This is a genomic window from Roseateles sp. Mitsp63 (assembly GCF_059491535.1).
The window spans coordinates 3,788,677-3,811,750 of the sequence record NZ_CP168509.1 but is presented as its reverse complement, the minus strand read 5'-3'; the positions used below and the strand labels follow the sequence as shown (position 1 = coordinate 3,811,750).

The following is a 23,074-nucleotide window of genomic DNA, read 5'->3' as shown; positions in this document are numbered from 1 at the left end:
CCACTGGTCGAATCAACTCGGGTCGGAGGACATCCGCAGGCAGGACCGCGGATGTTGTGAGAGAGCAGTGACGATCACAACCCATTTCCACATTTGTGCCTTCTTCGACAGCCGGGAGGAGGCCTCGCAGGTGCTGGCGCCCTTCTACCAGGAGGCGCAGCGGCGCGGCGAGCGCAACCTCCACCTGGTATCGGACGCGCTGGACGCCCATCGCGCCTGCCTGACGTCGGCCGGCATCGACGTGGCCGGCTGCGAGCACAGCGGCCAGCTGACCTTGCGGGCGTGGCCGCCCGCGCCGGGCGGCATCGACGTCGACGGGCTGCTCCAGGCGATGGACGAGGCGACGGCCCGGGCCGGGCATGAGCCGGACGGCCGCGACGGGTTCGAGGGCCTGCGCGTGATGAGCCAGATGGGCTGGGCCGTCCAGCACGGCGGCGACCGGCTGGACCTGCTCGAATACGAGGCGCGCCTGAACGAGGTGCTGGACGCGAATCGCCGTCCGGCGATCTGCGTCTACGACCTGGCGCCGCTGGATGGCGCCACGATGATGGACCTGCTGCGGACGCATCCGCTCACCATGATCGGGGGTGTGCTGCGCGAGAATCCCTTCTTCACGCCGCCGGCCGAGATGTTGCGCGAGCTGTCCGCGCGCCGCGCCACCGGCCGGCGCCGGGGGCGGCCCGCACCGGCGGCGCTTCCAGTCCCGGCCAGGAGCCGGCGCGCCGAATGACGACGATGTCCCGAGAACGAGAACCCTCCGCCGCCGACCGGGCGCTGCGGGATCTGATGGGCCTGCTGGCGCTGCCGGCGCTCTGGGTGGGGCGCGATGCCGCCACCGTGCTGCAGCTGACGACCGAGGCGGTCAACCGCATCGTCGGCACGGCGGTCTGCCTGGTGCATGCGCCGCTGGTGCCCGACGCGCCGCCCACGACGATGCTGCAGCTGGGCGGCGTGCGCGTGTCGCATGAGGCCTGGACCGACTTCATCGACGCCTGCCGCCAGATGCCCGACACGGCGGAAACCGCGACCGCGCTCGAATCGCCGCTCGGCACGCTGTGCGTGGTGCGGCTCTACCTGGGTCCGGCGGGACGCGCGGGCAGCCTGTGGTTCGGCTCCTCGCGGCCCGACTTCCCGTCGGCGCACCAGAGCGCGTTCATGCGCGCGGCGGCGACGCTGGCCTCGACCGGGCTGCACGCGGCGCGGCTGGACCACGAACGGGAGAGAGCGGCCAGCGCCAAGGACGAGTTCCTGGCGATGCTGGGTCATGAGCTGCGCAATCCGCTGGCCCCGATCTCGACGGCGCTGCACCTGATCCGGCTGCAGACCGGCCAGTTGTCGCGCGAGCACGAGATCATCGAGCGCCAGGTCGGCCATCTGTCCAAGCTGGTCGACGACCTGCTCGACATCACCCGCATCACGCGCGGCAAGATCGAGCTGTCGCGCGAGCCGGTCGACGTCCAGTTCCTGCTGACCGACGCGATCGAAGGCGTGAGCCCCCTGCTCGAGGAGCGCAACCATCTGCTGCGCGTGAGCTGCGACGTGGGGCCGGAGCTGCGGCTGGTCGGCGATCGCGCGCGCCTGCGGCAGGTGGTGGTGAACCTGCTCAGCAACGCCGCCAAGTACACGCCGACCAACGGCGAGATCCGCGTGGCCGCGCGCGCCGAGGGCGGCGCGCTGGTGATCGAGGTGCAGGACAACGGCGCGGGCATCGACGCGGCGATGCTGCCGCGGGTGTTCGAGCTGTTCGAGCAGGGGTCGACGACGCTGGACCGCTCCAAGGGCGGGCTGGGCATCGGCCTGGCGATCGTCAAACAACTGGTGGAGATGCATCACGGCCAGGTGGCGGTGCAGAGCGCCGGCCCCGGCCTGGGGGCGACCTTCCGGGTGACGCTGCCGGCCGAGATCCACGCCGCGCCGCCCGAGCCCGGCCCGGCCGCCGAGGCGCTTGACACCCTCCCGCCGGTGCAGGGCCGGGTGCTGGTGGTGGACGACAACCGCGACGCTGCCGAGACGCTGGGCATGGCGCTGCGCTACGCGGGCTACGACGTGGCCACGACCACCTTGCCGCAGGAGGCGCTGGACCGGCTGCAGGGGTCGCATTTCGACGCGGCGGTGCTGGATATCGGCATGCCGGTCATCGACGGCTACCAGCTCGCGGCGCTGATCCACCGCGAACTGGGCGACGCCGCGCCGCGGCTGATCGCGCTGACGGGGTATGGCCAGGCCTCGGACCGGGACAAGGCGCTGGGCAGCGGCTTCGACGAGCACATGGTCAAGCCGATCGACCTGGACCGCCTGACCCGGACGCTGGAGCGGCTGATCCGCGCCGATGCCGCGTGACACCCCCGGGAACGCCGCGCGCGGACCCCGCGGGCGGCCTCCTAGAATGCGGCCCCAATGACCACGCCCGGACCTTTCCCGCCCGCTTCCTCTGCCGTTCCCTCGGCCGCCCCGGCCCGCCTGCCCGCGCCGGCCCACTTGGCGATCCTCGACGACGAGCCGGACATCACCCAGCTGCTGGCGGGCTATCTGGCGTCGCATGGTTTCCGCACGACGCAGCTGCATGACGGCCGCGCGCTGATGGACCTGATGGCGGCCGATACGCCGGACCTGGTGCTGCTGGACCTGGGCCTGCCCGGCGAGGACGGCTTCGTGATCGCGCGGCAGTTGCGCGAGCACTGGCGCTGCGGCCTGGTGATCGTCACCGGCCGCGGCGATGCCGTGGACAAGGTCGTCGGCCTCGAGGTCGGCGCCGACGACTACGTGACCAAGCCGTTCGACCTGCGCGAGCTGGTCGCGCGGGTGAAGGCGGTGCTGCGCCGTCTCGCGCCCGCGCCCGCGGCCGATGCCACCTCCGTGCCCGCGCCCGTTCCGGTGTCCGCCGGCGAGGCGGCGCACGATCTGTCGGCGGGCCGCGAGCGCCTGCACTTCGAAGGCTGGATCGTCGACGTGGCCGCGCGGCGCGTGACGGATCCGGACGGCGAGGAGGTCGCGCTGACCACGGGGGAATTCGATCTGCTGCATGTCTTCCTGCTGCACCCCGGCCGGGTGCTGTCCAGAGACTTCCTGCTGGAGCACACGCGCGGCCGCGAGTCCGGCCCCTTCGATCGCACGATCGACGTGCAGGTGGGCCGGCTGCGCCGCAAGCTCGGCGCCGACTCGGGCGAAGGCCTGTGGATCAAGTCCGTGCGCGGCGCCGGCTATCTGTTCGCCTCTCGCGTGACGGCCAGCCTCTCGCCCTGAGGCCCGCGATGAAGGACTGGCCGCCCGGGATCGATGAGCACGCGGTGTTCCGCGCGCTGTTCGCCGCGTCTCCGGACGGGCTGGTGCTGGTCGATGACGCGGGGCTGATCCAGCTGGTGAATCCGACGGCGCTGCAGTTGCTCGGGTACTCGCTGGCCGAGATGGTGGGTTCGCCGGTCGAGATGCTGGTGCCCGACAACATCCGGCCGCGCCATGCGGCCTATCGCCACGCCTACGAGCACGCGCCGCGCTCGCGGCCGATGGGCGGCACCGCGACCGAGCTGGTCGCGCGGCGGCGCGACGGCACGGAGGTGATGGTCGAGATCGCGCTGAGCCCGCTGCAGCCGCTCGGACTGCCGTACACGATGGCCTCGATCCGCAGCGTGGCCGAATACCCGCGCGTGCGCCAGGCGCTGCAGCGCGCCCGCTACAGCGAGCACCTGGCCCAGTTGGGCCGCATCGCGGTGGACTCGCTGGACCCGCAGGCGGTGCTGCGGCAACTGCCGTCGATCGCCGCCCAGGCGCTGGAGGCCGACATGGCGGTGGTGTTCCTGCTCGAGCCGTCGCGGACGCTGCTGCGCGTGGCGGGCGGTGTCGGATTGCTCGATGACGAGCAGCCCGGCGCCAGCGTCCCGAACCGTCCCGCGACGCCGCAGGGCTATGTCCTGGCGCAGGGGCGGCCGGTGGTGGTGGAGGATTTCGCCGCGGAGCGCCGCTTCGAGGTGCCGGACAGCTACCGCGACGCGGGGCTGGTGTCGTCGCTGGCCGTGCCGCTGTCCGATCGCGGGCGGCCGGTGGGCACGCTGGCGGTGCGCTCGCGCCAGCCCAAGCGCTTTGGCGAGGCCGAGGTGCGTTTCCTGGAATCGGTCGCCAACCTGCTCGGCACCTGCCTGCAGCGCGCCCAGACCGAGGAAGCGCTCAACCACTCGCAGCGGCTCGAGGCGGTCGGGCAGTTGACCGGCGGCATCGCGCATGACTTCAACAACCTGCTGACCGTCATCCAGGGCAACCTGCAGGTGCTGGCGGACCTGCCGGCGGTGGCGGGGGACGGCTTCGCGCCGCAACTGGTGGCGGCGGCGACGCGCGCCTCACGGCGCGGCGCGGAACTGACCGGGAAGCTGCTGGCGTTCTCCAGACGGCAGATGCTGCAGCCGGCCAGCGTCGACGTGGCCGCGATGATGCGTTCGCTGGCGGACATGCTGCGCCGCACGCTCGACCAGCGCATCCGCATCCGCATCGAGGTGGCGCCCGATTGCCCCGATGTCCAGGCCGATCCGGCGCAACTGGAGTCGGCGCTGCTGAACATCGCGATCAACGCGCGAGATGCCATGCCGGAAGGCGGCGAGCTGGTGTTCGAGGCCGCGCCGCTGGCCGCGATGCCGCCTGAACTGCGCCGCGGTCTGGAGGAAGACGATGAGCCCGGGCCGGCGCCCGCGCGGTACGTGCGCATCGCCGTTTCGGACAGCGGATCGGGCATGCCGGAGGAGATCAAGGAGCGCGCCTTCGAGCCCTTCTTCACGACCAAGCAGGCCGGCCGCGGCACGGGACTAGGCCTGAGCACGGTGTATGGCTTCGCGCGCCAGTCGCGCGGGGCGATCGGCATCGAGAGCGCGCCGGGGCGGGGGACGACGCTGACGCTGGTGCTGCCGCAGCCGCCCGTCGCCGCGGCCGCCTCGGCGGACGGGGAGGGCGCGGCCGATGGACAGGTGCTCGAGGGGCTTCGCGTGCTGCTGGTCGAGGATGACGCCGAGGTGCGCGCGGTCGCGCGGCGCTTCCTGGCCGACCTGCGCTGCCAGGTCGTCGCCTGTGTCAGTGGCGAGGAAGCCCTGCGGCACCTCGAGGAGCTGCCGGAGCGTTCAGAAGGGGGCGGCCCGCGGCAGCTGCCGCAACTGCTGCTGAGCGACATCGCGCTGGGCGCGGGGATGCGCGGCACGGAACTCGCGGCGCATGTCCAGAGGGCGTGGCCCGACATCGCGGTGCTGCTGGTGTCGGGCTTCTCCGCCGAATTGCTGACCTCCGGGCCGGAGGGCGCACTGGGCTGGGAGCTGCTGTCCAAGCCCTACGACCGGGCGGCGCTGGCCCGGGCGATCGCGAAGGTGATGTCGCGCTGACGCGGGCTCACTGGACCGGTGACTGGCCGCGGACCACGGAGCCGCCGATGACGAACTGCTCCAGGCTTTGCAGGCTGGGAATCGAGATCTGACGGCGGCCGCGCTCGCCGAAGCGGATCAGCTTCTCGCGGTTGAGCTTGGACAGGCAGCGGCTCACGGTCTCCAGCGTCATGCCCAGGTAGTTGCCCAGATCGGCGCGGGTCATGCGCAGGGTCAGCTCGTCGGCGCGCAGGCCGCGCTGATGCATGCTGCGCGCCCAGGCGCAGAGGAACTCCGCCACCCGCGCCAGCGAGGCCAGCGTGCACACCGACATCAGCGACTGCCGCTCGTGCGTGATCTCGGCGCTCATGGCCTCGTGGACGATGGCCATCATCTCCGGATGGCGGGCGCAGGCGGCCGTGAGCGTGTCGTAGGGAATGATCGAGATGTTGCCCGTGTCCATCGCGACGGCGTCGCAGGGATGGCGGCCATGGGCGATGCCGCTGAAGCCGAGCCAGTCGCCGCGGAACTTCAGGCTCACGATCTGCTCGCGGCCGTCCAGGCTGCGGCTCACCAGCTTGAAGGCGCCGGCGTTGATCAGGTAGACGGTGGAGAAGGGCTGGGCGGCGCGGAAGATCATGTCGCCGGCGCGCACGACCTTGGCGGCCGGCTGGACGACGTCCCGGATGATGCGCATGACCTCGAGCATGCGCTGCTGCGGATCGCGGGGCGAGAGGTGGGGCGCCGTGGGCACGGCCGGGAGCGGCACGCGGGTCAGGGGGCGGAGGTCGGGGACGATCAGGCCGGAGGGGACGGTGCAGGTGGCCAGGGCGGGGCTCGGGATCGAGGCAGTCGCGGCGGGGGCGGGCCGGGGGCGGGGAGCGGGGGCATCGCGCCGACGCTCGCGGGAGAGTTCGCTGGGGAGGTCGAGGTCGATGGCGCTTTGCATGAGGGTCTCGCGGGTTGAAAGGTTGGAGGGATGCTAGGAAGCGGCCGAAACGGGAGCGCCAATCCTTGACATCGGTCGGAAACAGTCGGTGAACCCTCGGTGACGGTTCGGTAACGGGCGGTCAAGGCCCGACAGCCGCGCGGCGATCCCAGCCCCGCGCCAGGCCCGCGTTGACATCGATCAACGCGTCCTTCCGCCAGGTGACTACGCTGCGCGACTCGCCCCGCGGCGCGTCCAGCGCGCCTTCGCCGCCCCTGACTGCCCATCCCCCACGTCCTCCTCGCCCTGCGCGTCCGACCATGCCGCATTCCGATCCGCTGTTGCCGCCGCCGCCGTCGATGCCGATGCCCGTCCTGCCGCTGACAGGCCTGCGGGTGGGACTGGTCTGTGGGGATTCGGAGGCGGAACTGGCCGCGCAGTTCAAGGCCGCGGCGCAGGGGCTGGGCGCCCAGGTGACGCTGCTGGATCCGGCGCGGATGCTGGGCGAGGGCACGGGCCTCGATCCGGTGGCGCGGATGCTGGGCCGGCTCTATGGCGCCGTCGCCTGCCACGGCCTGCCGAGCACGCTGACGCAGCGCCTGGCGAGGGCCGCGGCGGTCCCGGTGGTGGAGGTGGAGACGGTGCTCGCGCTGCTGCGCGGACACGAGGGCGGCGCCGAGCGGCGCCGCCGGGCCGCGCAGGCGGCGGTGCTCGCCGCGCTGCGCTGACGGGGCCGCGAGCGCGGCCCGCCGATCACGGCATCACTTCTTCTTGTCGGCCGCCTTGGTGGTCTTCTCGAGCGCCTGCGCCTCCTGCAAATGGTGCTGCAACGTCGGCAGCATCTTGGCGGCCCACGCCTTGACGTCGGCGTCCTTGGCGTTCTTGGAGGCCTTCTCGAACAGCTTGACCGCGTCCTTGTGGGCGCTGACCTGGTTCTCGGCGTAATGGTGGTCGAAGCTGGTGCCGTCACGCTGCTCCAGGATCTTGGCCTTGCCCTTCTGCACCATCGAGGCATCCGCGGGCAGCTTCACGTCCTTGGACGCGGCCAGCGTCTGCAGCTCGGAATCGGCCTTCTTGTGGTCGTCGAGCATCTTCTGGGCGAAGCTCTTCACGTCCGCGCTGGTGCCCTTCTGAAGGGCGAGGTTGGCGGCGTTGATTTCCGCGTTGTTGGCCTCGGCGGCGTCCTTCATGAAGCTGCTGTCGGCATGCGCGGTGCGGGCGCCGGAGGCCGGCGTGGCCGCGGGCATCGTGGATTGCGCGAAGGCGGCGCCAGCGGCCAGCGCGCCGCCACAGGCGACGGCGATCGCGGCGAACACGGGCAACGCGCCGCGGCGCGGGGAAACATGGCGAGTCATGAGGGGGCTCTCCGTGAAGTGAGGATGCCCCCTGCCCAGCAATCGAGGTTCCCGCCGCCGCGAGCGCCTCAGGAGCGGGGCAGCGCCTTGTACTGCTGGCCGACCTCGGTGAGCACGCCCGGCGCGCCCAGCAGGCTCGTGAAATGGGGGTCCGGCGCCCAGCGCCCGGTGAACCAGGCATAGCGGACGACGTCGGCGCGCGACTCGCAGATCTGGACCATCTCGGCCATCTGCGCCTTCTGCTTCGCGATGCTGTCGACCTGGGCCCCGTCGTTCCGCGAATGCCAGTTGGCCATCTCGGTGACCCAGAACGGCTTGCCGTACTTCGCGAGCCGGTCCAGCTGTCCGCCCAGGCCGTAGTCGTACCAGTGGAAGGCGAGCGCGTCGATCTGCGGGTCGCGCCCGCCGTTGGCGCCGCGGTAGGCCGCGAGGAAGGCGTCCAGCCAGGCCACCGGATCGGCGAATCCGGTCATCGTGCCCCAGGTGATCGCCGGGCCGACCAGCTTCACGCCGGTCTGGCGCGCGACGTCCTCGTAGCGGGGCCACTGCGCGGCCGCCTGAGCCGGCGTCACGTTGGCCTGGTCGGTCAGGTTGGGCTCGTTGAGCACCAGCAGGAACTTGACCGACGGACGCGCCTTCAGCGCCGCGACGGTCTGCGCCGTGTCGAAGTTGAAGTTCCACAGCATCGGCACGTGCTCCATCGCGCCGGCGATCGAGGGCTGCGCGGTGACGGCCGCGTTCGGCTGCAAGGCCCAGTTGACCCACCAGCCCACGCTGCCGCCGGCGAGCGCGCTGAAGTCCGCCGCGTCCTTGAGGTCGTAGGCGATGCCGCGCTTGACGCTGACCGTCGCGGGAGGATTCCCGACCGGCGAGGCCGGCGAGTCGTCCGAGCCGCCGCCTCGGCCGCCGCAGGCGGGCAGCGTGGCGGTCAGCGCGCTGGCGCCGGCGAAGGTCAGCAGGCGGCGCCGGCCGGTGTCGGGCGAGCGGGGCGCGGAGGTCGGGAATGGCTTCATGGTCAGGTCTTGCGGGGGCGGAGTATGGCGGCGGCCCGTTGTTCCTGTCCCGCGCGGAAACATGTTGTTAATGTTTCTGACGGCCACGTTCAGGGGGGATCAAAGTGACTTTCGACCACTGTGCGCCGTAACAGCTGTCAATAGAGTGCGTGGCATGCAATTGTTCCGCTGCCTCCGACGCGATGGCTGACCTCGACCTCGACGCGCTGCTTGCCCCGCTGCAGGACGACGCCCCATGTGGCGCCGACCTGGAGTACGACCCTGCCTTCCTCGCGCTGGAAGCCGCGGGCGCGGGCAAGCCCGAGCAGCAGTACGGCGACACCGTCATCCCGGCCGAGGAACCCGACTGGGGCGCCGTGCACGAGCAGGCGCTGGCGCTGGCCCGGCGCACCCGCGACCTGCGCGTGGCCGTGTGGCTGCTGCGCTCGGGCGCCCGGCTGCAGGGTTTCGGCGCGGCGCTGCAGGGACTGGCGCTGATCCGCGGGCTGCTGGAACAGCACTGGGCCCATGTGCATCCGCAGCTGGATGCCTCCGATCACGACGATCCGACGATGCGCCTGAACGCGCTGCAGCCGCTGGCCAGCGGCACGGCCGCGATCGCCGACCTGCGCGCCGCGAGCCTGACCGGCCAGCGCGGCGGTCCGCGCCTGCGGGACCTCGAGCTGGCGCTGGGCAACGCCGATCCGATGGGCGATGAATCCGTGCCGTCGCCCGAGGGTCTGATGGCCGGGCTGGCGGCGCAGGCGGCCAACGACCCTGCCTTCGCGGCCCGCATGCACGACGCGCTGCCGGCGGTGCAGGGCATCGTCGCGGCGATCGAGACGCACCTGGGCGCCGGCCAGGCCCCCGATTTCTCCACGCTGCTGCGCCTGTTCAAGCCGCTGGCGGCCGCGGCCGGCCAGCTGGCGGGGCAGGGCACCGACGCGATGCCCGCCGGCGACGGCGCCGCCGCCACGCCGCCGCAGGGCGCCGGTGTGGCGCCCGTGGCCATGGCCGCGCCCGGCACCATCGGCAGCCGCGACGACGCGGTCCGCGCGCTGCAGCGCGTGTGCGAATGGATCGAGCGTCACGAGCCCAGCAATCCCGCGCCGCTGCTGATCCGCCGCGCGCAGCGGCTGATGAGCAAGTCCTTCCTGGAAATCATGCGCGACCTCAACCCGGACGGCGTGCATGAGATCGAGAAGCTCGCCGGCACGCCGAGCGAGTGATCCGCGCCTACTCCCTTCAACTCACGGTTTCGACCCTTCACCCGATCCACGCTTCAAGGAGCACCCCATGGCCACCAGCAGCCAGAAGTTCATCGCCAGGAATCGCGCCCCGCGCGTGCAGATCGAGTACGACGTCGAGCTCTACGGCGCCGAGAAGAAGGTCCAGCTGCCCTTCGTGATGGGCGTGCTGTCGGACCTGTCGGGCAAGCCGGCCGATCCGCTGCCGCCGGTGTCGGACCGCAAGTTCCTGGACTTCGACGTCGACAACTTCGACGCCCGCATGAAGGCCATGAAGCCGCGCGTCTCGTTCGCCGTGCCCAACACGCTGACCGGCGAAGGCAACCTGATGGTGGACCTGACCTTCGAGTCGATGGACGACTTCTCGCCCGCCGCGGTGGCGCGCAAGGTCGACGGCCTGAAGCAGCTGCTCGAGGCGCGCCAGCAACTGGCCAACCTGATCACCTACATGGACGGCAAGGCCGGCGCCGAACAGCTGATCGCCAAGGTGGTCAAGGACGAGGCGCTGCTCAAGTCCCTGGCCTCGGCCCAGAAGCCCGCCGACGAGGGCGCGCAGTAAGCGCGGCCCGGACCCTTTCCAGAACCCCCAGCCGGACCCCACGGAGCACGCACCATGGCCGATGAGACCCTCGCACAAGCCTCGCCATCGCTACAGGGCATCGAGTACGAAGGCGGCGAGTTCGCCTCGCTGCTGAACAAGGAATTCAAGCCCAAGACCGACGAGGCCAAGTCCGCCGTCGAGCAGGCGGTGCTGACGCTGGCGCAGCAGGCGCTGTCGCAGACCAAGCTGATCGGCAGCGACGTCATCGTCTCGATCGAGGCCATGATCGCCGAGATCGACAGGAAGCTGTCGGAGCAGGTCAACGCGATCCTGCACCACGCCGAGTTCCAGCAGCTGGAATCGGCTTGGCGCGGCCTGCACTACCTGGTCAACAACACCGAGACCGACGAGCAGCTCAAGATCCGCGTGATGAGCATCTCGAAGAACGACCTGGGCAAGACGCTCAAGCGCTACAAGGGCACGGCCTGGGACCAGAGCCCGATCTTCAAGCGCGTCTATGAAGAGGAATTCGGTCAGTTCGGCGGCGAGCCCTTCGGCTGCATCGTCGGCGACTACTACTTCGACCACAGCCCGCCGGACGTGGAGCTGCTGGGCGAGATCGCGAAGGTCTCGGCCGCGGCCCACTCGCCGTTCATCGCGGCGGCGAATCCGTCGCTGATGCAGATGGGCTCGTGGCAGGAGCTCGCGAACCCGCGCGACCTGACCAAGATCTTCAGCACGCCGGAGTACGCGGCCTGGAAGTCGCTGCGCGAGTCCGACGACGCGCGCTACATCGGCCTGGCCATGCCGCGCTTCCTGGCGCGCCTGCCCTACGGCGCGAAGACCAATCCGGTCGAGGAGTTCAACTTCGAGGAAGAGACCGGCGGCGGCGAGCATGCCAAGTACACGTGGGCCAACTCGGCCTACGCGATGGCGGCCAACATCAACCGCTCGTTCAAGAACTACGGCTGGTGCACCCGCATCCGTGGCGTGGAGGCGGGCGGCGCGGTCGAGGGCCTGCCGGCCCACACCTTCCCCACCGACGAGGGCGGCGTGGCGATGAAGTGCCCGACCGAGATCGCCATCAGCGACCGCCGCGAGGCCGAGCTGGCCAAGAACGGCTTCATGCCGCTGGTGCACCGCAAGAACTCGGACTTCGCCGCGTTCATCGGCGCCCAGTCGCTGCAGAAGCCCGCCGAGTACGACGATCCGGACGCCACCGCCAACGCCAACCTGGCCGCGCGGCTGCCCTACCTGTTCGCCTGCAACCGTTTCGCCCATTACCTGAAGTGCATCGTGCGCGACAAGGTGGGCTCCTTCAAGGAGCGCGGCGACATGGAGAAGTGGCTGAACAAGTGGATCATGAACTACGTCGACGGCGATCCGGCCAACTCGTCGGAGACCACGAAGTCGCAGAAGCCGCTGGCCGCCGCGGAGGTCGTGGTCGAGGAGATCCCCGGCAACCCGGGCTACTACTCGTCGAAATTCTTCCTGCGTCCGCATTACCAGCTCGAGGGCCTGACCGTGTCGCTGCGGCTCGTGTCGACGCTGCCGTCGCAGAAGGGCAAGTAAGGCGCGGCCTGCCGCGTCCGAGGGGAATGAAAGAAGAAATCGCGCGCGACGACGCGCGACGCGTCCAAGGGAGCGCTGTCGCAGGCGCCGTTCTGAGTTGTCGAGGCTTTAGCCATCCGGGCCGTCCGGTCCGATATCCCGGCTCCCGCAGGCCCTCCCGGCCGGCGGAAGCTGTTTTCAAGAGTCCATCAAGGAGAAACCGATCATGACGATCGACGCCAATCTGAAGTTCGCCGGAGTCGAGGGCGAATCCACCCACAAGGACCACAAGGGCGAGATCGACCTGCTGGCCTGGTCGTGGGACGTGCGCCAGGAAAGCACCGCCAACGCCGGCACCGGTTCCGGCAAGGGCAAGGGCATCCCGGGCTCGTTCGTGTTCGCGCACTACTACGACAAGGCGTCCCCGGTGCTGGCCAAGGCCTGCGCCTCGGGCAAGCACTTCGACCAGGCCGTCCTGACCTGCCGCAAGGCCGGCGAAGGCCAGCAGGACTTCCTGAAGGTCACGCTGAAGCAGGTCCTGGTGACCAACGTCGCGCCGTCGGCCTCCGCCGGTGGCGAGATCAGCGAGAGCGTGGCCCTGTCGTACGCGGACATCGAGTTCGAGTACAAGGCCCAAGACGCCAAGGGCGGCCTGGGCGGCGCGGTCAAGTTCGGCTGGAACGTGGCCACGACCGAGACGCGCTGATCCCGCGTCAAGTCCCCGCGCGATCGCGTGGCGGCCGGCCCTGGCCGGCGCCACCGGTCCGCGGAACTCCGCGGCGCGGCGGCCTTCGGGCCGCGCGCCGCGCTCGGACAACGCATGACGGCGCCACGCGCCGGCCGGCGCCTGGAAGCCGTCATCCGTTGTCCATGCCGGAGCGAAAGATGAATCCGTTGACCAGCGGCGCGAGCAGCGCCGACATGTACCTCGATCTGTCGCTCAAGCGGGCGGGCAAGGTCAAGGGCGAGTCCACCGCGGCGGGCCACGCCAACGACCTCGTCGTGCGCGGCTTCAGCTGGGGCGTGGGCGCCGCCGGCGATGCCGTGGCGGGCCAGCAGACCGGCCGCCGCAGCTACCGCCAGCTGACCATCACCAAGAACCTGGACAGCGGCAGCACGGCGCTGATGAGCGCCGTGGCGACCAACGACGAGGTCAAGAGCGCCAAGCTCTACCTGCGCAAGGCGGGCGGCGCGCAGGAGGACTACTTCTGCCTGACGCTGGAGAAGGCGCGCATCGCGTCCTACGACATCGAGGCCGACGAGCGCGGCGAGCCGCTGGAGCGCATCGCGATGAGCTTCCAGAAGGTCTCGGTCGAGTACCGGCCGCAGAGCGCCAAGGGCCAGATGGGCGGCTCGCACACCTTCGACGACGACCTCACCTGAGCGTCGGCGCGAGCGTTGAAAACATCCGGGAGCGATCGATGAGCGCAGTGCAGGAACTGCTGGCGGCAGGCCGCCCGACCGAGGCGCTGGCCGCGGCGCAGGCGCAGGTGCGTCAGCATCCGCAGGACGCGAAGCTGCGCACGATGCTGTTCCAGCTGCTGGCGGTGACCGGCCAGTGGGCGCGGGCGGCCGCGCAGCTGGAGGTCTGCGGCGAGCTGGACGCGGGCACGCTGGCGATGGTGAACACCTACCGCGAGGCGCTCAAGTGCGAGCTGGTGCGCGAGGCCGTCTTCGAGGGCCGCACCACGCCGATGGTGATGGGCGAGCCGGCCGAGTGGGTCGCCAACCTGGTCCACGCGCTGAAGGTCGAGGCCGATGGCGACGCGGCCGGCGCACGGCAGCTGCGCCAGCAGGCGCTGGAGGCGGCGCCCGCGACGGCGGGCACGCTCGATGGCACGGCCTTCGAATGGATCTGCGACGCCGATTCGCGCCTGGGGCCGGTGCTCGAGGCCGTGATCAACGGCCGCTACTGCTGGGTGCCGTTCTCCGCGCTGAAGGAGATCCACATCGAGCCGCCGACCGACCTGCGCGACCTGGTCTGGACCGCGGCGCACCTGGAGTTCCCCAATGGCGGCGCCTCCGTGGCGCTGATCCCGACGCGCTATCCGCGCAGCGTGGCCTTCGACGACGAGCGCGTCTGGCTGGCGCGCCGCACCGAATGGCAGCCGCTGCCGGGCTCGCAGGACGACCAAGACGACCAGTATGCCGGCATCGGCCAGCGCGTGCTGATGACCGGGCAGGGCGAGACCGGCCTGCTCGACGCGCGGCTGATCGAGCTGCGCCAGCCATGATCCAGGCACCGCGCACCGGTGGCCGCGAGGCCGTCCGGGGCGCGCCGCCGCTCCCCCACCGCCCATGAGCCAGATCCATCGCGACCGTCTGCAACCGGCCCTGCTGGACCGGCTGACCGACGACGACCCCTATCACCGCGTCGAGGCCGAGGAGCGGCGCGTCATGTCCAAGTCGCAGCTGCGCCAGGCGGTGCTGCGCGACCTGGGCTGGCTGTTCAACGCGATCCAGCCGCTGGGCAAGGAGACCGAGGCCTACGCCCGCGTCGGCGACAGCGTGCTGAACTTCGGGCTGCCGGCGCTGTCGGGCCAGCTCGCGTCGCGCGTGGACGTGCACCTGCTGGAGAAGCAGATCCGCCAGGCCATCCTGCGCTTCGAGCCGCGCATCCTGCCCGACTCGCTGCAGGTGCGCGCGGTGGAGACGCAAAGCGTCATGGACACCCACAACGTGATCGAGTTCGACATCCGCGGCCACCTCTGGTCGCAGCCGGTGCCGCTGGAGATCCTGCTGCGCACGCAGCTGGACCTCGAGGCCGGCCAGGTCGAAGTGCGCGAAGGCTGAGGACGGCGATGGATCCCCGGCTGCTGCGCCTGTACAACGACGAGCTCGCCCACCTGCGCGAGGTCGGCGCCGAGTTCGCGCGCGACTTCCCCAAGATCGCGGCGCGCCTGGGCATGGAGGAGGCCGAGGTCTCCGATCCCTATGTCGAGCGGCTGCTGGAGGGCTTCGCCTTCCTGTCGGCGCGCGTGCAGCTGAAGCTGGACGCGGAGCATCCGCGGCTGATCTCGCATCTGCTCGAGTCGATCTATCCGAACTTCCTGGCGCCGGTGCCGTCGATGATGATCGCGCGGCTGAGCGTCGATCCGACCGATCCCAACCTCTCCAAGGGCCACCCGGTGCCGCGCGGCAGCGTGCTGCAGGCCGGCGTGCCGCGCGGGCAGGACACGCGCTGCGAGTTCCGCACCGCGCATCCGGTCACGCTGTGGCCGCTGACGCTGGAGGACGCGCAGTACTTCACCCACGCGCCGGACCTGCCGATGTCGCGCCTGCCCGATGCGGCCGGCTGCCGCGGCGGGCTGCGGCTCAGGTTCAGGACCGGCGGCGGCCTGCCGGTGCGGCAGCTCGGGCTGGACCGGCTCGCGCTGTACCTGAGCGCGCCGGACGAGGTCGCCTACCGGCTGCATGAGCTGGCGCTCGGCGCGCCGCTGGGCACCTACGTGAACGGCGAGGGCATCGACGCGCCGCTGGTGTCCGCGCAATGGCGCCCGGCGGCCAGCATCCGTCCGATGGGCTTCGGCGCCGACGAGGCGCTGCTGCCCGAGACGCATCGCAACTTCTCCGGCAGCCGCCTGATGCAGGAACTCGCCGCGATGCCGCGGCGCTTCCTCTTCCTCGAGATCGGCCACCTGGCCGACCGGCTCGCGCGCATCGACGGCAACACCTTCGAGATCGTGCTGTTCTTCAGCCGCGGCGATGGCGGGCTCGAGGCGATGGTCGATGCCGACAGCGTCTCGCTGCATTGCACGCCGGCGATCAACCTGTTCCCGAAGCGGCTGGACCGCATCCAGCTCGGCACGGGCAGCTGGGAGTACCACGTCGTGCCGGATCGCACCCGGCCGATGGACTACGAGATCCACAGCCTGCAGTCGGTCACCGGCTATGGCGCGGGGGCGCTGGCGCAACAGGGCTTCGAGCCGCTGTACGCGACCTATCACGAGGCGCGTCCGGACGCGCCGGGCTTCTACACCGCGCGGCGCGAGCCGCGGCTGATGTCGACGCGTCAGAAGGAGCACGGGCCGCGCACCGGCTACATCGGCGACGAGGTGTTCCTCTCGCTGGTCGATCCGCGCCACGCGCCGTATCGCGAGGACATCCGCCAGCTGTCGGTGTCGGCGCTGGTGACCAACCGCGACCTGCCGATGCTGCTGCCGCACAACGGCGCCGGCATCTGGCGCCTGGACGCGGCCGGGCCGGTGCTGAAGGTCGAGGCGGTGCACGGGCCGACGCGCCCGGTGAGCCGCCAGCCGGCCGGCGAGGCGGGCTGGAACCTGGTCGGACTGCTGACGCAGCAGCAGCTGCCCTGGGCCGACGAACCGCCCGCGCAGGCGGCCGCGACGCTGCGGCGCCTGCTGGCGCTGTACGGGCCGCCGGCCGATCCGGCCTGGCTGCGCCAGATCGAAGGCGTGCGCGCCGTCGAGGCCAGGCCGGTCGTGCGCCGGCTGCCGTTCAGCGGTCCGCTGAGCTACGGCGCGGGGACGGAGATCGAGCTGGAGCTCGACGAACTCGCGTTCCAGGGGCACAGCGCCTTCCTCTTCGCCAGCGTGCTGGAGCGCTACTTCACGCGGCACGCGGCGATCAACAGCTTCACGCAGCTGAGCCTGCGTTCGCCGCAGCGCGGGCTGGTCAAGCGCTGGGCGCCGCGCATCGGCGGCGATGCCGAGGGCCGCGACGAGCGTGGCGGAGAGCGCGCATGAACGTGCGCGACGCCGGCTCGGCCAGCGACGGCGCCCATGACGCCAGCGGCGGCGACGCCGTCGCGCCGGCGGCCGCCGCGGCGCCGGAGCTGCCGCCGGAGCATCTGCTCGCGCGCCGGCCCGGGAAGCGCGGCGAGCGCGGCGAGCGGGATGAGGCGCTGCGCGCGCTCTTCGAGGACGTCGAGTCGACGCCGTGGGCGCATGACTTCTTCGCGCTGCTGCGCCGCATCGAAGGTCTGTCGCCGGACGTGCCGCGGCTGGGCCGCGGGCTGCGGCCGTCGCAGGAGGCGATCCGCCTGGGCCAGGAGCCGGAGCTCGATTTCGCGCCGGCCGCGCTGGCCAGCCTGACGCGCGGGCAAGGCCCGGCACCGCGGCTGGGCGTGCGCTTCTTCGGGCTGCTCGGTCCGCAGGGGCCGATGCCGCTGCACCTCACCGAATACACGCGCGAGCGGCTGCACCAGCGCGGCGATCCGACGCTGAGCCGCTTCCTCGACGTCTTCCATCACCGGCTGCTGCTGCACTTCTACCGGGCCTGGGCGCAGTCCCAGCCGGCGGTGCAGCACGACCGCCCCGCCTCGGACCGCTACGCGGCCTGGCTGGGCGCGGCCACCGGCCTGGATGGCGCGCTGCGCCCGGGCGACTCGCTGCCGCAGACGGCGCGGCTGTTCCAGGCCGGGCTGCATGGCGGCCGGGCGCAGCATCCGGAGGGCCTGGCGAAGATCCTGTCGCTGCACTTCGGCGTGCCGGTGCGCATCGAGCAGCATGTCGCGCACTGGCTGCCGGTCGAGGACGGCGAGCGCACGCGGCTGGGCTTCGCGCGCCAGCGGCCCGAGCGCATCGGCCGCGAGCTGCCGCGCCTGGGCCAGAACACCACGGCCGGCAACAAGGCCTGGGACCGGCAGTACCGTTTCCGCGTCGTGCTGGGGCCGCTGACGCTGCGCCAGTACGAGGGCTTCCTGCCCGACGGCGACGCGTGGCGGCCGCTGAACGACTGGATCCGCCAGTACGTCGGCCACAACCTGCAATGGGAGCTGCAGCCGGTGCTGCGCCGCGACGAGGTGCCCGCCGCGGCGCTGAGCGGCCAGGCGCGGCTGGGCTTCACATCCTGGACCGGCCGCGCGGGCGGCCGTCCGCATCGTCACGACCGGGGCGACCTGCACCTGCATCCGCGACAGCGGGTCCGCGGGCGGGCGACGCCGCCGGCATCACAGGGAGCATCGTCATGACTGAAATCGCCCGCACCAGCCTCTTCGGCAAGCTCAATCCGCTGGCCTACAAGGCGATCGAAGGCGCCACCGTGTTCTGCAAGCTGCGCGGCAATCCGTACGTGGAGCTGCAGCACTGGCTGTACCAGATCCTCAACACGCCGGACTCCGACCTGCATCGCATCGTCAAGCACTACGGGCTGGACGCGGCGCAGCTGTCGGCCGATCTGATGGCCTCGCTGGACCGGCTGCCGCGCGGCGCGACCTCGGTCACCGACCTGTCGAGCTGGGTGGAGAACGCGGTCGAGCGCGGCTGGGTCTATGGCTCGCTGATGTTCGGCGACCAGCAGGTGCGCACCGGCCATCTGGTGCTGGGGCTGCTGAAGACGGCCTCGATGCGCAACGTGCTGCTGTCGGTGTCCAGGCAGTTCGAGAAGATCCCGGTCGATGACCTGAGCGAGCACTTCAACCAGATCCTGGAAGGCTCGCCGGAGCGCGCGATGCGCGCGGCCGAGCCGGGCGCGGCGCCGGGTGACGCGAGCGGCGCGATCGCGCCGGCGGCGATGGGCAAGCAGGAGGCGCTCAAGCGCTTCGCGGTGGACCTGACCGAGCGCGCGCGCAATGGCGAGATCGATCCCATTGCCGGCCGCGACGAGGAGATCCGCCAGATCGTCGACATCCTGATGCGCCGGCGCCAGAACAACCCCATCCTCACCGGCGAGGCGGGCGTGGGCAAGACGGCGGTGGTGGAGGGCTTCGCGCTGCGCCTGGCGCAGGGCGACATGCCGCCGCAGCTCAAGGACGTGTCGCTGTACATGCTGGATATCGGCCTGCTGCAGGCGGGCGCGAGCATGAAGGGCGAATTCGAGAACCGGCTGCGCCAGGTCATCGACGAGGTGCAGGCCTCGCCCAAGCCGATCATCCTGTTCATCGACGAGGCGCACACGCTGATCGGCGCGGGCGGCGCGGCGGGCACGGGCGACGCGGCCAACCTGCTCAAGCCGGCGCTGGCGCGCGGCAAGCTGCGCACGATCGCGGCGACCACCTGGGCCGAGTACAAGAAGCACATCGAGAAGGACCCGGCGCTGACGCGGCGCTTCCAGGTCGTGCAGGTGCCCGAGCCGGACGAGCACAAGGCGGTGCTGATGCTGCGCGGCGTGGCGTCCATCCTGGAGAAGCATCACCGGGTGGCGCTGCTGGACGAGGGCATCGAGGCCGCGGTGCGGCTGAGCCACCGCTACATCCCGGCGCGGCAGCTGCCGGACAAGGCGGTGAGCCTGCTGGACACGGCCTGCGCGCGCGTGGCGGTGAGCCAGCACGCGACGCCGGCCGAGCTGGAGGACTGCCTGCGCCGCATCCAGGCGCTGGAGATCGAGCGCGAGATCATCGCGCGCGAAGGCGCGATCGGCATGGACGTCGCGGAGCGCCAGCAGCGCGTGGCGGCGGCGCTGGACGAGTCGCAGACGCGCAAGGCGGAGCTCGAGGCGCGCCACCTGAAAGAGAAGGGCATGGTCGACCGTGTGCTGGACCTGCACGCGCTGCTGCGCAAGGACGGCGAGGGCGCGCCCTCGGACGAGGAGCGCGGCCCGCTGCTGAGCGAGCTGCACGGTCTGCGCGCCGAACTGGCGGCGTTGCAGGGCGATGCGCCGCTGATCCTGCCGCAGGTGGATGAGCAGGCGGTGGCTGCGGTGGTGCAGGACTGGACCGGCATTCCGGTCGGCCGCATGGTGCGCAACGAGCTGCAGGCGGTGCTGCAACTGGCGGACACGCTGAACCAGCGCGTCGTGGGCCAGCGGCATGCGCTGGAGATGATCGCCAAGCGCATCGAGGTGTCGCGCGCCGGGCTGGACAACCCGAGCAAGCCGATCGGCGTGTTCCTGCTGGCGGGCACGTCGGGCGTGGGCAAGACCGAGACGGCGCTGGCGCTGGCCGAGGCGCTGTATGGCGGCGAGCAGAACGTCATCACCATCAACATGAGCGAGTTCCAGGAGGCGCACACCGTCTCGACGCTCAAGGGTTCGCCGCCGGGGTATGTCGGCTACGGCGAGGGCGGCGTGCTGACCGAGGCGGTGCGCCGCCGGCCGTACAGCGTGGTGCTGCTCGATGAAGTCGAGAAGGCCCATCCGGACGTGCACGAGCTGTTCTTCCAGGTCTTCGACAAGGGCTGGATGGAGGACGGCGAGGGCCGCTACATCGACTTCAAGAACACGATCATCCTGCTGACGAGCAACGCGGGCAGCGACCTGATCATGAAGCTGTGCGCGGATCCGGAGCTGATGCCGGAGCCGGAGGGCATCGCCAAGGCGCTGCGCGAGCCGCTGCTGAAGGTGTTCCCGGCGGCGCTGCTGGGCCGGCTGGTGACGATCCCGTACTACCCGCTGAGCGAGGAGATGCTGGGCCAGATCGTGCGTCTGCAGCTGGGCCGGATCCAGAAGCGGGTGGGCGAGAACCTGGGCGTGCCGCTGAGCTTCGGCGACGACGTGGTGAAGCTGATCATCAGCCGCTGCAACGAGGTGGAGAGCGGCGGCCGGGTGGTGGACGCGATCCTGACGAACACGGTGCTGCCGCGTATCAGCCGGGAATACCTGACGCGCCTGACCAATGGTCAGACGATCACCAAGGTCGAGCTGCAGGTGAAGGACGGGGACTTCGAGTACGGGTTCGATTGAATGGTCGATGGGGGCCGAGGGCAGGCCGATGGCGAGCCGATAGCAGGCCGCCGCCCCGAATGACTTTCTCGCCCAGTGCGGACCCTTCCGCATGAACTCCCTCGCCCCGCGCGCGGGGAGAGGGAAGGGGAGAGGGGTCTCGCCTGCTGAGCAAGTCCGAGCACTGCGCCGACCCCTCTCCCCCGCCCTCTCCCCGCTTCGCGGGGCGAGGGAGTTGAACGGCCGCATCCTGCGCGAAATGCCGCGTCCTGCTTGAAACGCCGCGTCCTGCTTGAACGGCCGCGTCCTGCTTGAAATGCCGCGTCCTGCTTGAAAGGCCGCATCCCGCGGCTGGCATGACCCGCCCCTTTTCGACGGGCGTTTATCGCCCTGATGGCCAGGAGTGACCTTCGACAGTTGCCCGGGCAATGGCTGTTCCCTAGCCTGCGAGGCATCGTCCCAGCACCTGCGAGCCATGGCCTCACCGTTCCGTCTCAAGACCGCCTTGCCCGATGAAACCCTGCGAGTGCATTCATGCGTGTCGCGAGAGGGCCTGAGCGAAGCCGGCGACACCATGCTGACGCTGCTGAGCGAGCAGCGCGACCTGTCGGCGTATGACCTGCTGGGCAAGCCCGCGACGCTGACCGTGGCGCTGCGCGACGAGGCGCCGCGCTACATCAGCGGCTACGTGACGCGCTTCGCGCAGCGCGGCTTCGAGGGCAAGCACTGCGTCTACGAGATGCAGATCCGCCCCTGGCTGTGGCTGCTCACGCGCACCTCGGACTGCCGCATCTTCCAGGAGATGTCGGTGCCCGACATCGTCAAGCAGGTGTTCGAGGACCACCCGGTGGCGCGCTACGAGTTCAAGCTGCTGCGCCCGTACCGGACCTGGAACTACTGCGTGCAGTATCGCGAGACGGACTTCAACTTCGTGGCGCGGCTGCTGGAGAACGAGGGCATCTACTGGTACGTGGAGCACGACGAGAACGGCCACAAGGTGATCCTGTGCGACTCGGCCAGCGGGCATGACGCGGTGCCGGGCTGCGAGTCGCTGCCGTTCTATGGCTCGGGGGCGCAGTCGGCGCCGCAGCTCGAGTACATCCAGAGCTGGAACGGCGTGCAGTGCGTCAAACCCGGCAAGGTGGTGATCACGGACTACGACTTCCAGCGCCCGTCGGCATCGCTGGAAGCCACGCGGAGCCAGGAGCGCGACTACGACCTGTCCGATGGCGAGGTGTTCGACTATCCGGGCGGCTACATCCAGAACGGCGATGGGGCGCAGTACGTGGAGGACCGGCTCGACGAGCTGCAGACGGCCTTCGAGGTGTACGACGGCACGACCAACGCGCAGGGGGTGCACACGGGGCATCTGCTGTCGATGACGCGGCATCCGCGGGACATCGAGAACGACGAGTACCTGGTCACGGGCACGGTGCTGAGCCTGCAGCAGGCGGGCAATGAATCGGGCTCGGGGGATGCGGGGCTGCGCTGCAGCTTCAGCTGCATTCCGTCGGGGCAGCAGTACCGGCCGGCGCGGCGCACGCCCAAGCCGCTGGTGCCGGGGCCGCAGACGGCGATCGTGACGGGTCCGGCGGGCGAGGAGATCCACACGGACAAGTACGGCCGGGTGAAGGTGCAATTCCACTGGGACCGGCGCGGCAAGCGCGACGAGCGCAGCTCGTGCTGGGTGAGCGTGGCGCATCCGTGGGCGGGCTCGAACTTCGGCGGCATCCACATTCCGCGCATCGGGCAGGAAGTGATCGTGGGGTTCATCGAAGGGGACCCGGACTCGCCGATCATCATCGGGCGCACGTACAACGGCGAGAACCTGCCGCCGTGGGACCTGCCGGCCAACGCGACGCAGAGCGGCTTCCTGACGCGCTCGAGCAAGGGCGGCAGCTACGGCAACGCCAACGCGATCCGCTTCGAGGACAAGCAGGGCGCTGAGCAGCTGTGGATCCACGCGGAGAAGAACCAGGACATCGAGGTCGAGAACGACGAGACGCATTGGGTCGGTAGGGATCGGACCAAGACGATCGACCGGCATGAGACGACGCTGGTCAAGGGCAACCGCACCGAGACGGTGAACCTGGACGAGACGATCACGATCCACCAGAACCGGACCGAGCGGGTCGACCTGGACGAGAAGATCTCGATCGGGATGAACCGGACCGAGGACGTGGGCGTCAACGAGACGATCAGCATCGGGTCGAACCGGTCGGTGACGATTGGGGGCATGAAGACGGAGACCGTCGCCCTGGCCAAGGCCGAGACGATCGGGCTGGGCAAGGCCCTGACCATCGGCGCGGCTTATCAGACGACCGTCGGCGGCCTGATGAACACGACGGTCGGTCTGCAGCAGTCGGAACAGGTGGGGCTGAGCAAGACCACGCGCGTGGGCAAGACCTACGAGCTGGTCGCGGGCGATGCGATCCGCTTCGTCGTCGGCAAGGCCAGCCTGACGATGACCAAGGACGGCAAGGTGACCATCGTCGGTTCGGAGTTCCTGTTCGACGCGTCGGGTCCGGTGCAGATCAACGGCAAGGACATCGACCTCAACTGAGGTCG

Annotated in this window: 19 protein-coding genes; 16 read left to right on the top strand and 3 right to left on the bottom strand. The window is 70.6% G+C overall.

Translation table 11 applies throughout. From position 1 onward, the window contains the following. Nucleotides 1-67: 67 nt before the first annotated feature. The 4 genes from ACEN96_RS16665 (at nucleotide 68) to ACEN96_RS16650 (ending at nucleotide 5,354) form a co-directional block, all read left to right on the top strand. On the top strand, nucleotides 68-730 hold the full coding sequence (locus tag ACEN96_RS16665; protein ID WP_495584209.1) for an MEDS domain-containing protein: 663 nt from the start codon (nucleotides 68-70) through the stop codon (nucleotides 728-730). A 5-nt stretch (nucleotides 731-735) separates the two neighbouring features. Beyond that, complete coding sequence (locus tag ACEN96_RS16660) at nucleotides 736-2,340, top strand: hybrid sensor histidine kinase/response regulator (protein WP_495584208.1); 1,605 nt, start codon at nucleotides 736-738, stop codon at nucleotides 2,338-2,340. Between the two features lie 120 nt (nucleotides 2,341-2,460). Further along, on the top strand, nucleotides 2,461-3,243 hold the full coding sequence (locus ACEN96_RS16655) for a response regulator (RefSeq protein WP_495588624.1): 783 nt from the start codon (nucleotides 2,461-2,463) through the stop codon (nucleotides 3,241-3,243). Between the two features lie 8 nt (nucleotides 3,244-3,251). Continuing rightward, nucleotides 3,252-5,354: a GAF domain-containing protein gene (locus tag ACEN96_RS16650; protein WP_495584207.1), complete on the top strand. Its 2,103-nt coding sequence runs from the start codon at nucleotides 3,252-3,254 to the stop codon at nucleotides 5,352-5,354. A gap of 7 nt (nucleotides 5,355-5,361) precedes the next feature. Here ACEN96_RS16650 and ACEN96_RS16645 read toward each other — a convergent pair whose 3' ends face one another. Continuing rightward, nucleotides 5,362-6,282, bottom strand: a complete 921-nt coding sequence (locus ACEN96_RS16645) for a Crp/Fnr family transcriptional regulator (protein ID WP_495584206.1) — start codon at nucleotides 6,280-6,282, stop codon at nucleotides 5,362-5,364. A gap of 299 nt (nucleotides 6,283-6,581) precedes the next feature. Here ACEN96_RS16645 and ACEN96_RS16640 point away from each other — a divergent pair, with 299 nt between their 5' ends. Beyond that, nucleotides 6,582-6,989 (top strand): hypothetical protein, encoded by a 408-nt coding sequence (locus tag ACEN96_RS16640; RefSeq protein ID WP_495584205.1) that lies wholly within the window; start codon nucleotides 6,582-6,584, stop codon nucleotides 6,987-6,989. Between the two features lie 33 nt (nucleotides 6,990-7,022). Here the strand turns inward: ACEN96_RS16640 and ACEN96_RS16635 are convergent, their stop codons facing one another. Together ACEN96_RS16635 and ACEN96_RS16630 are read right to left on the bottom strand one after the other, a co-directional pair. Then, nucleotides 7,023-7,616, bottom strand: a complete 594-nt coding sequence (locus ACEN96_RS16635) for a DUF4142 domain-containing protein (protein WP_495584204.1) — start codon at nucleotides 7,614-7,616, stop codon at nucleotides 7,023-7,025. 68 nt (nucleotides 7,617-7,684) lie between these two features. Next, the gene (locus tag ACEN96_RS16630; protein ID WP_495584203.1) at nucleotides 7,685-8,629 is read right to left on the bottom strand and encodes a glycosyl hydrolase; all 945 of its coding nucleotides are present in this window, start codon (nucleotides 8,627-8,629) and stop codon (nucleotides 7,685-7,687) included. Between the two features lie 182 nt (nucleotides 8,630-8,811). Between ACEN96_RS16630 and tssA the strand changes: the two genes are divergently transcribed. From tssA to ACEN96_RS16575, 11 genes are all read left to right on the top strand, one after another. Beyond that, entirely contained in the window at nucleotides 8,812-9,837 is a 1,026-nt protein-coding gene (gene tssA, locus ACEN96_RS16625; RefSeq protein ID WP_495584202.1) for a type VI secretion system protein TssA, read from the top strand. A gap of 67 nt (nucleotides 9,838-9,904) precedes the next feature. After that, on the top strand, nucleotides 9,905-10,414 hold the full coding sequence (gene tssB / locus ACEN96_RS16620; protein ID WP_343637067.1) for a type VI secretion system contractile sheath small subunit: 510 nt from the start codon (nucleotides 9,905-9,907) through the stop codon (nucleotides 10,412-10,414). 54 nt (nucleotides 10,415-10,468) lie between these two features. Then, the gene (gene tssC / locus ACEN96_RS16615; RefSeq protein ID WP_495584201.1) at nucleotides 10,469-11,968 is read left to right on the top strand and encodes a type VI secretion system contractile sheath large subunit; all 1,500 of its coding nucleotides are present in this window, start codon (nucleotides 10,469-10,471) and stop codon (nucleotides 11,966-11,968) included. Nucleotides 11,969-12,173: 205 nt separating this feature from the next. Then, on the top strand, nucleotides 12,174-12,653 hold the full coding sequence (locus ACEN96_RS16610) for an Hcp family type VI secretion system effector (protein WP_279759420.1): 480 nt from the start codon (nucleotides 12,174-12,176) through the stop codon (nucleotides 12,651-12,653). Nucleotides 12,654-12,832: 179 nt separating this feature from the next. Beyond that, nucleotides 12,833-13,330, top strand: a complete 498-nt coding sequence (locus tag ACEN96_RS16605) for an Hcp family type VI secretion system effector (RefSeq protein WP_343637061.1) — start codon at nucleotides 12,833-12,835, stop codon at nucleotides 13,328-13,330. A gap of 38 nt (nucleotides 13,331-13,368) precedes the next feature. Further along, entirely contained in the window at nucleotides 13,369-14,181 is an 813-nt protein-coding gene (locus ACEN96_RS16600; RefSeq protein WP_495584200.1) for a type VI secretion system accessory protein TagJ, read from the top strand. 64 nt (nucleotides 14,182-14,245) lie between these two features. After that, nucleotides 14,246-14,740 (top strand): type VI secretion system baseplate subunit TssE, encoded by a 495-nt coding sequence (gene tssE, locus ACEN96_RS16595; protein WP_495584199.1) that lies wholly within the window; start codon nucleotides 14,246-14,248, stop codon nucleotides 14,738-14,740. An 8-nt stretch (nucleotides 14,741-14,748) separates the two neighbouring features. Next, nucleotides 14,749-16,653: a type VI secretion system baseplate subunit TssF gene (gene tssF / locus ACEN96_RS16590; protein ID WP_495584198.1), complete on the top strand. Its 1,905-nt coding sequence runs from the start codon at nucleotides 14,749-14,751 to the stop codon at nucleotides 16,651-16,653. Next, the gene (tssG, locus tag ACEN96_RS16585; RefSeq protein ID WP_495584197.1) at nucleotides 16,650-17,879 is read left to right on the top strand and encodes a type VI secretion system baseplate subunit TssG; all 1,230 of its coding nucleotides are present in this window, start codon (nucleotides 16,650-16,652) and stop codon (nucleotides 17,877-17,879) included. Before tssF ends, tssG begins: the two co-directional genes overlap by 4 nt. Then, nucleotides 17,876-20,527, top strand: coding sequence for a type VI secretion system ATPase TssH (gene tssH / locus ACEN96_RS16580; RefSeq protein WP_495584196.1), 2,652 nt, complete (start codon nucleotides 17,876-17,878; stop codon nucleotides 20,525-20,527). The genes tssG and tssH overlap by 4 nt, the downstream gene beginning before the upstream one ends. A 454-nt stretch (nucleotides 20,528-20,981) precedes the next feature. Continuing rightward, complete coding sequence (locus ACEN96_RS16575) at nucleotides 20,982-23,069, top strand: type VI secretion system Vgr family protein (protein ID WP_495584195.1); 2,088 nt, start codon at nucleotides 20,982-20,984, stop codon at nucleotides 23,067-23,069. Nucleotides 23,070-23,074: the final 5 nt, after the last annotated feature.